Origin of the sequence: Natronoarchaeum sp. GCM10025321 (assembly GCF_042663585.1) — an archaeon.
GTDB lineage: Archaea > Halobacteriota > Halobacteria > Halobacteriales > Natronoarchaeaceae > Natranaeroarchaeum.
This window is the reverse complement of record NZ_JBHTAN010000001.1, coordinates 191,257-203,625: the sequence shown is the minus strand read 5'-3', so window position 1 is coordinate 203,625 and position 12,369 is coordinate 191,257. Positions and strand designations below refer to the sequence as shown.

10 protein-coding genes and 1 pseudogene are annotated in these 12,369 nt (G+C 57.5%); 5 read left to right on the top strand and 6 right to left on the bottom strand.

The annotated features are described in order from the left end of the window. Positions 1-133: 133 nt before the first annotated feature. A complete protein-coding gene (glyA, locus tag ACFQL3_RS00970) occupies positions 134-1,381 on the top strand; it encodes a serine hydroxymethyltransferase (RefSeq protein WP_377050588.1) in 1,248 nt (415 codons plus the stop codon). A gap of 99 nt (positions 1,382-1,480) precedes the next feature. On the opposite strand, the gene ACFQL3_RS00965 is transcribed toward glyA, so the two are convergent. The 3 genes from ACFQL3_RS00965 to ppsA all read right to left on the bottom strand — a co-directional run bounded on the left by ACFQL3_RS00965 (position 1,481) and on the right by ppsA (position 5,742). Then, the gene (locus tag ACFQL3_RS00965; protein WP_377050586.1) at positions 1,481-1,855 is read right to left on the bottom strand and encodes a cyclic nucleotide-binding/CBS domain-containing protein; all 375 of its coding nucleotides are present in this window, start codon (positions 1,853-1,855) and stop codon (positions 1,481-1,483) included. A 180-nt stretch (positions 1,856-2,035) separates the two neighbouring features. Then, positions 2,036-3,436, bottom strand: a complete 1,401-nt coding sequence (locus ACFQL3_RS00960; protein WP_377050584.1) for an MFS transporter — start codon at positions 3,434-3,436, stop codon at positions 2,036-2,038. Positions 3,437-3,477: 41 nt separating this feature from the next. After that, complete coding sequence (ppsA, locus tag ACFQL3_RS00955; RefSeq protein WP_377050582.1) at positions 3,478-5,742, bottom strand: phosphoenolpyruvate synthase; 2,265 nt, start codon at positions 5,740-5,742, stop codon at positions 3,478-3,480. 281 nt (positions 5,743-6,023) lie between these two features. Here ppsA and ACFQL3_RS00950 point away from each other — a divergent pair, with 281 nt between their 5' ends. The 3 genes from ACFQL3_RS00950 to ACFQL3_RS00940 all read left to right on the top strand — a co-directional run bounded on the left by ACFQL3_RS00950 (position 6,024) and on the right by ACFQL3_RS00940 (position 8,845). Beyond that, positions 6,024-7,037 carry a type II glyceraldehyde-3-phosphate dehydrogenase gene (locus ACFQL3_RS00950; protein WP_377050580.1) on the top strand — a complete coding sequence of 338 codons (1,014 nt, stop codon included), beginning with the start codon at positions 6,024-6,026 and terminating at the stop codon, positions 7,035-7,037. A 313-nt stretch (positions 7,038-7,350) separates the two neighbouring features. After that, positions 7,351-7,770: a GlcG/HbpS family heme-binding protein gene (locus ACFQL3_RS00945; protein ID WP_377050578.1), complete on the top strand. Its 420-nt coding sequence runs from the start codon at positions 7,351-7,353 to the stop codon at positions 7,768-7,770. A gap of 640 nt (positions 7,771-8,410) precedes the next feature. Beyond that, on the top strand, positions 8,411-8,845 hold the full coding sequence (locus ACFQL3_RS00940; RefSeq protein ID WP_377050576.1) for an ester cyclase: 435 nt from the start codon (positions 8,411-8,413) through the stop codon (positions 8,843-8,845). A 146-nt stretch (positions 8,846-8,991) separates the two neighbouring features. Here the strand turns inward: ACFQL3_RS00940 and ACFQL3_RS00935 are convergent, their stop codons facing one another. Together ACFQL3_RS00935 and ACFQL3_RS00930 are read right to left on the bottom strand one after the other, a co-directional pair. Next, positions 8,992-10,377 carry an aminomethyl transferase family protein gene (locus ACFQL3_RS00935; RefSeq protein ID WP_377050574.1) on the bottom strand — a complete coding sequence of 462 codons (1,386 nt, stop codon included), beginning with the start codon at positions 10,375-10,377 and terminating at the stop codon, positions 8,992-8,994. A 199-nt stretch (positions 10,378-10,576) separates the two neighbouring features. Further along, a pseudogene (locus tag ACFQL3_RS00930) lies at positions 10,577-11,196 on the bottom strand (IS6 family transposase). Positions 11,197-11,337: 141 nt separating this feature from the next. Here ACFQL3_RS00930 and ACFQL3_RS00925 point away from each other — a divergent pair. Next, positions 11,338-11,610, top strand: coding sequence for a hypothetical protein (locus ACFQL3_RS00925; RefSeq protein ID WP_377050572.1), 273 nt, complete (start codon positions 11,338-11,340; stop codon positions 11,608-11,610). Positions 11,611-11,686: 76 nt separating this feature from the next. Here the strand turns inward: ACFQL3_RS00925 and ACFQL3_RS00920 are convergent, their stop codons facing one another. Then, the gene (locus ACFQL3_RS00920; RefSeq protein ID WP_377050570.1) at positions 11,687-12,346 is read right to left on the bottom strand and encodes a helix-turn-helix domain-containing protein; all 660 of its coding nucleotides are present in this window, start codon (positions 12,344-12,346) and stop codon (positions 11,687-11,689) included. Positions 12,347-12,369: the final 23 nt, after the last annotated feature.

The window sequence follows — 12,369 nt, the reverse complement described above, 5'->3', positions numbered from 1 at the left end:
CTCGGTCGTCGCTGGCGGAGTTCACCTGTCGATTGTCCTGCAATCGTCGCGTCTGGGTTAATTGCAATACGTCGCTCGCCCGACACGTTCTGCCAGAGGACAGACTATTGACACCGGAACCCGTACCACGGGTATGACGTACGAGACAGTCCGCGATACAGATCCAGCAGTTGCCGACGCGCTCGAAGGGGAACGAAACCGCCAGAACGACACGCTAGCGATGATTGCAAGCGAGAACCACGTCACTGAGGCGGTTCTGGAGGCCCAGAGCTCCGAACTGACGAACAACTACGCCGAGGGCTATCCCGGCGAACGCTATTACGGCGGCTGTGAGTTCGCCGACGACGTCGAACAGCTGGCGATCGATCGCGCGAAAGAACTGTGGGGGGCCGACCACGTCAACGTCCAGCCACACTCCGGTTCACAGGCAAACATGGGCGTGTACCTGGCCGCACTCGATCCCGGCGACAAGATCCTCTCGCTGGATCTGACCCATGGCGGCCACCTGTCACACGGCCACCCGGCGAACTTCGCTGGTCAGGTGTACGATGTCGAGCAGTACAAGGTCGACGAAGAGACCGGCTACATCGACTACGAGGGCCTGCGGGAGACCGCCGAGACCTTCGAGCCCGACATCATCATCTCGGGCTACTCCGCATATCCCCGCGAGGTCGATTTCGGTCGTATTCAGGACGCCGCTGACGCCGTCGGTGCGTACCACCTCGCGGACATTGCACACATCACTGGACTCGTCGCTGCCGACGTCCACGAGTCGCCCGTCGGCGTCGCGGACTTCATCACTGGCTCGACACACAAGACGATCCGTGCCGGTCGTGGTGGCATCATCATGTGTGGCGACGACCACGCCGACGAAATCGACAGCGCCGTCTTCCCCGGTACGCAGGGCGGTCCGGCGATGCACTGCGTCGCCGGCAAGGCTGTCGGTTTCGGTGAGGCACTCGATCCCGCATTCGAAAGGTACGCCCAGCAGACCGTCGACAACGCGGCGGCGCTGGGTGACCGACTGCAAGAGCGTGGCCTGACACTCGTTTCGGGCGGGACCGATAACCACCTCGTTTTGATCGACCTCCGGCCATCCCATCCGGACACGACCGGCAAGGACGTCGAGGAGGCGCTCGAAGAGACAGGGATCGTTTTGAACGCGAACACGGTGCCCGGCGAGACTCGCTCGGCGTTCAACCCCTCAGGCATCCGCGCCGGCACGCCGGGACTCACGACCCGCGGCTTCGGCGAGGAAGCCTGTCGAGAGGTCGCCGATCTCATCTGTGATGTCGTCGATGCACCGCACGACGAAACTGTCCTCAGTGGCGTGAGCGACCGCGTCGACGAACTCACCGACGAGTATACACTGTACGAGTAGCCCGGATTCTGCCGTGGCTGTCGTGCATACCGTCGTTATCATCTCTGGAGGAGTTCTGAAATCCGACGACTGAAACAGGTTAACAACCCCCGAAACCGTCTACCAGAACGCGTTAGTGAGATCCGTCGAAGAGACCATCCCGATGTAATCGTCGTCGATGACAGGGAGGTGACTGATCTGGAACGTCTCCATCATCGCTGCCGTCTGCTGGAGGCGCAGGTCGGGCGGAATGGACTCAACGGATTCCGTCATGACGTCGCCCACGACGACTTCAGACGGGCTTTTTCCCTGTGCGATCGCATTCAGAATGTCAGTACTGGTGATGAGCGATGGTGGTGCTGTCGTTACGAGGAGCGCACTGATGTCGTGTTCGCGCATCTTTTCGGCCGCATCTACCAGTGACATCTCAGCTGGAATGGTGATCAGGGGTCGAGACATGACATCTTTGACGAGTGGCTGCTCTTGCGTTGCCATGCACAGGACATCGGAGAGCGGCTCTTTTGATGTTTTGGTCCCTCGAAGGGATCACCATTGATAGCTCGATATGACCGATCTGGTATATCTTGTAATCGCGCTCACACCGACAGTCTCGCCACAATCATAGCCGTCGGTTTTCGGACACAGCATCTCTGGATGGCGAGAACAATCAGAGTGTTACTCGAGTGTTTCACCCATCGTCTCGGGACCGAACAGCCCGACTAGCAGGCCTGTCGCCAGCAACGCCACGGCGAAGGGTGCAAGCGCGACGGCGTATCCGAACGGGACGAGCCATCCAGCTAGGATCGGCCCGGCGACGGCAGCGATCTTGCCGAGACCACTGGCAAAGCCGAGTCCGGATGATCGAATGCCCGTGGGGAACAGTTCCGTCGTATATCCGAAGATGACCGCGAACGACGCGAAAATAAAGAACCCGGTCGCAAAGAGACCGGACAAGAGCGGCACAGTACCGTTAATACCGAGACCCACATCGACGCCGGGGAGCGCGAGCGTGAACAGTCCTGTCGAGAGTCCCGAGAGCGAGAAGGATCCGGCGAGGACGCGCTTTCGACCGAGTCGATCGACGAGCGTCGACGCTGTCAGGACACCCAGTAACTGGAACACCCCGACCACCGTGAGATAGACGTACAGCCCGCCGACATACCCGGCTGCCTGGACCGTGTCCGGCAGCCAGATGAACACGCCGTAGTAGCCGAGATTCAACCCCGACCAGACTACGGAAATGAGTACCGTCCGTCCAAGAAACTCCGGACGAAATAGGCGTCGAAACGACGCCTTTTCCGGGTCACCCGCGGCTAACTGTTCGGGCTCGATATCGAACGTGTGTCCGTTTTCGGCCGCGATAGCGGCCAGACGATCGCTGGCGCCGGAACGGTCGCCGGTCCGTGCGAGGTAGTACGGCGACTCCGAAAGTTGTGTGTGGATTAGTCCGACGAAGACTATCGGCGCACCGGCAGCGACGAAGGTGACGCGCCATGCTGCGATGCCGAATACTGTCGCATCGGTGGCTCCAGCCGGGAGTATGGCCGCCGCCAGGAGGACCGTCGCGAGGTTGCCAAGCGCGAAAAACCCTTCCAGATACGCGAGATACCGCCCGCGCCACTGGGTCGGGACGTGTTCAGAGAGGTACGTTGCAGTCACAGTGACCGAGGCCCCGACGCCGATCCCGGTCAGGATTCGCAACAGGATGGCCGAGCGGAGTCCGGTCGCCAGTCCCGTCAATGCGGTACAGCTCGTAAACAGTGCGACTGCGACAACCAGCGTCCGTTTTCGACCGTGTCGATCACTGTACCTACCACCGAGGCTGGCTCCAAAGATCATACCAAAGAGCGTCCCACTGCCGAGAATTCCTGCCTCGACTGGCGAGAGTCCCCACACTGCCACGTGAACGGGGATCGTAAACGAAATAACGAGAATAGACAGCGCGACGCTGGCCCAGATACCGCCAGTGACGAGGAGTAGACGTCGCTGGAAGCGACCGGCCGGCAGCGAATCGATGACGCTCCCGACTGTTACTGGTGAACCGTCTTGGTCCCCCGACTGTGTGTGCCTGGCCACGGTTCAGGTGTGCCGTTGGAGCCACTCATACGTTCGGTTCACTACCGAACCGAGTCGAGAATGTGTTGCTGTTCAACTCGCTTTGCTTTCTGCTGGGTGTCGTGGACCGCATCGATGTTGACGCTCATTGACGTGATTCCCGCGTCGACGAGGGTCTCAATCATTCTGGGCTGAGAGGCCGCCTGTCCACAGATGCTGGTCGCAACATCGTGGGATCGACACGTCTCGATCGTGTCCGTCATCAACTGCAGGACCGATGGATGGAGCGCGTCGTACCGGCCGGCCACTGTACTGTTGTTGCGGTCGACAGCGAGGGTATACTGGGTGAGGTCGTTCGTGCCGAAGGAGACGAAGTCGATCCCCGCCTTACAGATGGCGTCGCTGCTAAGTGCGCTCGCAGGCGTCTCGATCATCACACCCCATGGTCGCTTGTTCGGATCGATCCCGACCGCCTCCATCAGTGCTTTGGCCCGGTAGACGTCCTCGGCGTCGTTGACCAGCGGTAGCAGGATTTCGATGTTGTTGTACCCCCTCTCGTAGAGGGATTTGAAAGCCTCAAGCTGGAGTTTGAACGTCGCTGGTTCGTCGAGCGAGCGTCTGATGCCACGGTAGCCGAGCATCGGGTTATGCTCGGCCGGTTCGGATTCGCCCCCCTCGAGCTGTCGGAACTCGTCCGTCGGTGCGTCTAGCGTCCGAACACGTACTGGTCGGGGGTAGAACTCGTCGGCGACCGTACGCATCGCGTCGCTGAGAGAGTTGACGAACGCCTCCTCGCCATGCTGGGCCACGTAGTGCTCCGGCGTCTCACCGGTCGACAGGACCATGTGTTCCATCCGCAACAGGCCGACGCCGTCAGCGCCGGTCGTAGCCGCCCGCTCTGCTGCCTCTGGGATGGAGACGTTTACCTTGATTTCCGTCGCTGTCATCGGCTTCGGACCACGGTTCTGGGTGGGCGGAGACGGTGTCTCAGCACCTTCGCTCGTATCGTCCTGTGCTGGTTCTGTTGTAGGGTCCCTCACGACGCCTCTATCGCCGTCGATAGTGACTCTTTGGTCGTCGGTCAGGACAGATGTCGCGTTTTCGCAACCGACCACTGCCGGCACGCCGAGTTCCCTGGAGATGATGGCAGCATGGCTCGTCATCCCACCTTCGTCGGTGACCAGGCCACCGGCCCGTTTCATCGCGGGTACCATGTCCGGGGTCGTCATTTCCGTCACCACGATATCGCCGTCTTTGACCTTGTCCAGTTGATCCAGCGAGCCGACGACGCGGACGGTACCGGTTCCAGAACTGGGGCTTGCGCCGACTCCATCGACGAGCGACCCATCAGCCGTCTCGCCGGTCTTGGTGTCAGTGCGGTCGGAAGAGTCGCTGATCGTCGTGATCGGCCGGGACTGCAGGAGGTAGATGTCGCCATCACATATCGCCCACTCGACATCCTGTGGTTGGTCGTACTGTTCCTCGACAAGTTCGCCGATATCGTTGAGCGAGTGGAGCTCTTCATCAGAGAGCACCCGTTCGTCTCGCTTCTCGTCGGGGACCGGCCGTTCGACAGTCTCTCCAGACTCGTTCTTGACACACATCACCTTCTTTGTCGAGATAGTGACATTATTGACCGCGTTCTGTTGCCGGTCGTAGGTGTAATGATCCGGCGAGACAGCACCGGAAACGACAGCTTCGCCCAGTCCCCACGCGGCTTCGACTGTCAGTTCCGGTTCACCCGTCGATGGGTGACTAGTAAACATGACGCCGGACTTGTCAGCGTCGACCATTCGCTGGACGACGACGGCGATATCGACCGTCTCGTGGTCGAACCCCTGTTCGACGCGATAGTAGATCGCTCGCTGTGTGAACAGCGACGCCCAGCATTGCTTTATTTTGTCGAGCAAATCCTCGCGCCCGACGTTCAGGTACGTATCCTGCTGCCCGGCAAACGATGCGTCGGGCAGATCCTCGGCGGTTGCCGACGAGCGGACCGCGACGACTGGATCACCTTCCAGATCGTCGAACGCTGCAAGGATCGATGTTCGCATACCGTCGGGCCAGTCGGCTTCCAATATGAGTTCGCGGGCCTGCTGTTCGGCCTCGGCCAGCGCGCGCGAGTCTTCGGTATCGACGTCGACGGCCTCGAACAGTTCCGGTCCGAGTCCGGATTCGTCGATGAACTTTCGGTACGAGTCAGCCCTGACGCTGAACCCGTGAGGAATCGGTAATCCATGTGATGATAGTTCTCCGAGCGAAGCCGCTTTCCCACCGACAATATCAACGTCGTCGGCGTTGACCGCCTCGAACCAGGCTACCGTCATTACCGTGGAGTACCGCGGACCTGTTAATGAGTATTTCCCCCAGAGCCAACAGAGACACCCTGAAACACAGTTTTTCAACACATAGTTTGACAATCAGATCGGGTATCGTACCGGCTGTTTATTACGAAGACACCGAAAATATCGGCTGATGACGGTACCTGACACAGTCCAGCCGCGAAGGATCGCTTGCGCGTCGATAACCCAGGGGTCTTCCCGACTGAAGCAATGTCCCGGGCCGTCAAGAACGCTCGGTACGGCACGGGACGGAGTGTGCTGATATCATGATGACAGTCGGCGTAAACGGCTACGGGACGATCGGAAAACGGGTTGCCGACGCCGTGTCGGCCCAGCCGGACATGCGGGTTGTTGGTGTCAGCAAGCGATCACCGAACCACGAAGCCCGTGCTGCCACCGAGATAGGGTACGATCTGTACCCGGCAGACCCGGATCGGACAGACGAGTTCGAGCAGCGCGGGATTCCGGTCGCTGGCTCATTCTCCGAACTGGTCGCCGCAGGCGATGTCGTCGTCGATGCGACGCCCTCCGGCGTTGGCGAGACATACCGCGACCTGTACAAAGAGCACGATACGAGCGTCGTCTACCAGGGTGGGGAAGACCCGGATGTTGCGCCCCACAGTTTCAACGCTCGGACCAACTACAGTGACTCTCTCAACAGCACGGCAACACGGGTCGTCTCGTGTAACACGACAGGGCTGGCGAGAGCAGTAACGCCGCTGCGGGAACAGTACGGTGTCCAGTCTCTCGATGCGACACTCATCAGACGGGGGGGCGATCCGACCCAGACCGACCGGGGGCCCATCAACGACATCCTACCGGATCCAATCGGTGTTCCGTCACATCACGCACCGGATCTCCAGGCGATTATGCCGGATCTCGACGTAACGACGAAAGGCGTCACCGTCCCGGCCACACTGATGCACCTCCACAGTGTGACCGTGTCACTGGAAGCCGACCCGACAGCAGCGACGGTCAGAGAGCTACTTAACGACGAAAACCGTATCGAGCTCATCAGCACCGCGTCAGGCTGTCAGAGCTGTGCGGAGATTCAGGAGTACGTCCTCGATACCGGCCGGCGGCGGGGCGACGTCTGGGAGAACTGTGTCTGGGCCGACTCGATCGATGTGAGTGACGGGCGCCTCTCGTTCTTCCAAGCGATCCACCAGCAGGCGGATGTCGTTCCGGAGAGTGTCGACGCTGTCCGAGCACTCTGTGGGGCGATGGATGGAGAAGAGAGCCGGTCGACGACGGACGAATCGCTCGGAGTCGGGATGTAACCGTTTCCAGGAATACCGATTTTGGATAGAATGAATCGCACCTGGGCTGGAGTCACGTACTGTGCCACACCTGGTCCCAGATTGCAAATGATACGGATATCGTCATATCAGAATCACCGACTCTTGTACAGTACCACAGACGCCAGTCGGTCCGTCCCGTGTCACACACCGGGAGAGCTGTGCTCTTCACGCCGGATTCGTCCATCAGAAACGGCGTTTTCATCGGCGTTGATCAGGTCACTAATAGGCGTACGGGCTGCCGGTTCACGCCCGAACAAGGTTTTTTATCATCTGTCTACGGTCCACTAGCTGCATGGTCGAGTCCATCTCGCTTTCGAGAGCGACAGAACTGATCGAGGCGGCAGCAACAAAGGCGGAAGAGATCGACAATCCGATGGTCCTCACGGTAGCGAACAGCGAGGGGAACCTCGTAGCACAGCATCGCATGGACGGCGCCTGGCTCGCATCCGTGAGCATCTCGCGGAACAAGGCCTACACGGCTGCGGCGCTGGAGACACCGACCCACGAGCTGGCCGAACCATCCGAACCGGGCAACTCGCTGTATGGTCTGCAGACGACAGACGAGGGGCGGATCGTCATTTTCGGTGGCGGCTACCCACTCGAGCGCGACGGCGAAATCGTCGGGACGATCGGCGTCTCTGGCGGCGCAGTTGCGCAGGATCAAGAGGTTGCGGAGGCCGGCGTCGATCGCTGGAACGAACTAACGGAGTGAGGATTCACTCCGTCCAGTCAGAAGAGAGACAGTCCGATTCAAATTTACAAAGCCGGCTTCGTCGTTCCATACGACTGATCGTCACTGTGTGCCGAACGTCGTCACTCAGGTGACGCTGTCGTCACGAACTAACTGCCGGCGCTATAACGTATCGAGAGTCAGGAGTCCGAACTACAGATACCTCCGAAGGACAGATCGCTAATCAGCACTGTGGGACGGAATGAAACCACACTGCGGGCAGCCAGTATGTTTTGTCGTCTGGTAGCTCAATACAGCGCCGCACATCGGACAGTTGTAGCAGGGGTCTTGTGTCATCACAACTAGTCTCGTGATGAGGAATAAAAACACCTTTGCCCCAACACAATCAGCCGATTATTTGATATGACACCATACGGTGAGCAACGCGTTCGATATCACGTCGATCAGATAGGAACCCGCGATGGAAAAATGGTGACGGCTAGCGAGACTACCGACGACTCGGGACGATGTTGCAGGGACCATCTGCGGTGGCTTGGTCGAAAGTGAAAGCAATTTGCATCTATGGAAACGATTAACAATATCGGCTGTATCATTTAAAACCGACCTTCGGTCTCGTCACAGCGACAGGACGGGGACCGGAGTGTTCAAATCAGGTGATACGATGTCAGTACAGAAAGACGACGCCAAGCAAACAGTTCGAAACTATCTGGCCGCTTTCAATGACCAGGACGAGGAGGCGCTCAAAGAGCATCTCGCAGACGATGTCGTCGAGCATGGCATCCACGATACCCATCACGGGCCGGAGGAAGTCGTCGAACTCCACCGCTCTCACTTCGACGTGTTTCCGGATTATTCAGGATCTACTGAGGCAATGATCGCCGAAGACAACATTGTCACTGTCCGATACACGGCATCTGGAACCCAAACCGCTGAGTTCGAGGATATCGAACCGACCCAACACAAAGCCGAGTGGTCCGGCATGGTCCAGTACCGTATCGAAGATGACGAGATCGCGGAGATATGGATCGAAGAGGATCGACTCGGACTGCTCGAACAGCTCGAGGCCGTCGACCCACCGGCACATCTCAGAATATAGCTATCGTGCCGGTGATCGTCGGTTTTTCTGGGGAGCACAATTGCGGTCTGGTCGGCTGACGGCTGTCTGTTTGTGTGTCAACCCGTTATCGACGATCAAAAAAGATATCGCAAAAAACCAACTAGGGACAGACGCCGTGACGTCGATCAGTCGCCGTTCTGGTTGGCCTCTGCTTCCTTCCGTGCGTTCAGCTTCGCCTGTTCACGCGCGCTCGGGTTGACGGACTCCTTGAACGGCACCTTGGCGGCCGTCGCGAACGTCGGCTCGCCAGGCTCCTCGGAGTACTCGTCGGGGAGGTGAACCTGGAACTCGAGGTCCAACTCCTCGTCGTAGACCTCGTCGTTGAGCGGCGTATCGGTGACTTCCTGGATCATGTCGGCCGGCACGAAGCCCATGCCGATGTTTGTGCCCAGGTCCGGGTTCCACCACGGCGAGGTGAGGTAGCCACACTCTTCGCCCGTTTCCGGATCGGAGATGAGCCAGAAGTCCGGTGCGTAGTCGCGGATCGGATCGCCAGCGATCTTGAGCCCAATAAGCTTGTGCGTGAATGGGTACTCGCCGTTTTTGATCTGCTCTTTCTGCTCTTCGAGCACCTCTTTACCGATGTAATCGGCATCCTTTTCGTCAGGAACGTGATAGCCGAGGTTGACCTGGAATGGGGACGTTTCGTGATCGAGGTCCTGGCCCCAGGACATGATCCCCGCAGCGATACGGCGGTGGTGGCCCGGTGCGATCTGTCGACCACCGTGGTCCTTGACCGTCTCCATAACGGGATCCCAGACCTGCTCGGCGGTCTCGTGTGCGTCCTTGACGTAGATTTCGAAGCCAGCCTCGCCGGAGAACCCGGTCTGGCTGATAAGTACGTCGGCACCGTTGATTTCGGCGTCCATCAGGCCGTAATACGGCACGTCCTTCACCTTGTCGCCGACGACATCGACCATGACGTCCTCGGACTTTGGGCCCTGAATCTGCATCGGAGCGACATCGATCTCGTCAATCTCGACGTCGAACTCGTTGTCGACGTTGACGCCCTGCAGCCACTGCATCAGCGTTGAGTCCGAAATGGAGAACCAGAATTCGTCCTCTTCGGGTCGCAGGAGAACGGGGTCGTTCAGCACGCCGCCATCCTCGTTACAGAGGATGACGTACTTGCCGTCCATCGCGTCCATTTCACTGACATCACGCGTGACGACGTAGTTCGTGAGTGCCTCGGCGTCAGGTCCTTTGACACGGATCTGGCGTTCGACAGCGACATCCCAGAGCGTGACAGCGTTGGTCAGCGCATCGTACTCCTTCATTACACCGCCGTCTTCGGGTTCGATGAGACCGCGCGGGTGATAGAGTCGGTTGTAGACGGTGGCGCGCCACGCACCCTCCTCGTTGAAGGACTTGTGGAAGAACGGCGATTTCCGAACGCGGGTCGAGACAAGCATCTCGATGTCCGGGTCACCGGTCTGGCGCAGATTGCGTGGGACTTTCCGATCTGACTGGTCGACATTAGGATAATTGGGATGGTCCTGATTTCCGGTCATGCCTATAAGACGAGATAGGAAATCATAATAAAAGATACTGTGGATCACTTCTGGCATTTATCACAGGGGAGGTTTCTGACTGCGAACGGGCCGATGATATCCGACAAGTTGTGATCGCCACAAATCATCATTGCAGGAGGACCAGCGCAATGTCACAGTCTTCAGGCTGTAGATACGGTCGTGTTCAGATAAGCTGGTTCTACGCGAAAACGAACGATCTGAACCAGTAGTCAGCAGTTTCAACTTCGGCGTGGCTAAAAATATTACTAAACAAAAAGTTTTGTTGTTTTACTTCAAAAAATATATGTTCTACACTGGTCCGATTTACTTGACTTTCGTATCTAAAATAGAGGCTGTGTCGTGAACAGGCTGTTTGGAGTGAGGTCGCGCTATAGACGAGGAACACCGCGTCGTCAACGTCGTGCTTCTCCCGCAGCGTGGCAAGAAACCATTGAGCGAGAACGGTTGTAGTGGTCGGATTAGGCTGTAAATAGAGTAATTCGTCGATTTTCAGGTCAACAGCAGCGTACAGCCAGTACTGCTGTCCATTGAATCGGATCACGGTTCCATCAACTGCACCGTGATCCGGATTCTGGCCCTCTTCGGGCTGTAGATCTGTCTTGTGAACCCACTTATATACGGTCGATCGAGCGTGTTTGATACCAAATAATTCAAGTACTAAGATAGTATTTGAAACTGATAATATGTCAAGACGGAGCTGAATACCGAGCTCCATCAGCAGTTCCGGCGTGGCCTCGCTTCCACAAAACCTAATTCGATCTGGTCGATACTACCACTGAGGCGGGCGCTTTCGGGCATTTAACACTTGAAAACGCAGCGCTTCACCCACGGCCAAATCGTTCGCGTTCGTCTCGTGAATCAAACAAACGAAGCTACCCAGTTGTACAGTGGTAGTCCGTCTCTCGCGCTATTTATTCGTCTCGGGCGTGTAGATTTCGTATGGACAAAATCAAAACCTCTCCCGGTCCTGCAGCCGACCAGGCGTTTCGTTTGGGGATTCTCGCTAGTCTGGCTGCCGGAGGTGTTGTACTGGGAATACTGTACTGGAGTGGTCTGATTTCGCTGCCAATCATCGGTTACATTCTTATCAGCCTTTTACCAGTGTATCTCATCCTCGTTGCCTCAGTGCTGAGCGTCTGGCTGGGATATAGTAAGGACATATCCGCACTTCGACCGGTGTATAAAGAGAAGAAGTCAAAACGCGGTGAGTGACCATCGGCTATGCGTCAATGGAGAACTATACCCTACTGAAAAACAACTATTTCGATGATAGCTATGAGAGACAGTCTCACTCCTCTGTCTCTTCTTCAGCGATGGTCGTCGAAATGAGATTTCGGATCCCACGACGAAGACGACCGCTCATCGCTGTCGACGACAATCCCATTTCGTCAGCGGCCTCGTTGAGTTTGATACTGCGTGGCTCGTCGAAGTAGCCGTGGGCGTACGCGATCTGTAACGCGTCCCGCTGTTCGTCTGTCAGCCCGTACGATTCCATCCCGTCCGTGTCGGTATTCCCGTATATTTCGATAATATCGAGCGAAATGTCCTTCTCGGTGGTATACTCCCAGATAGTGTTGAGTGCGTCTCTGTCCGGTAGTAACAGATGGACGAGCCACCCACTTCCTTTCGTCTCGGTATTGACGAGGAATCCACCGACGTCGGTGACGACTGTACTGATCAGTTCCGTCTCCGGACTGTGCTCGACATAGTAGATTCCTTGCTGTTCAGTCCAGTCGACGAGGTCGTACGTTTCGACCGTCGGATCGTCGTCCAGCATCTCCTCTAACTCCTCCTGATCGTCGTACTCGATGAGGAATGGAAACTTGGTCGAACCGGGATCGGTATTCCCTTGCGTTATGACACGAATATTGACATCACTGAGAGAGGTCAGTGTCGGAACAAGGGCGAGCCGATCGTGCTCGATATGAACTTTTGCTGTAATAGACATTATGGATATTCCAACTTAGTGAT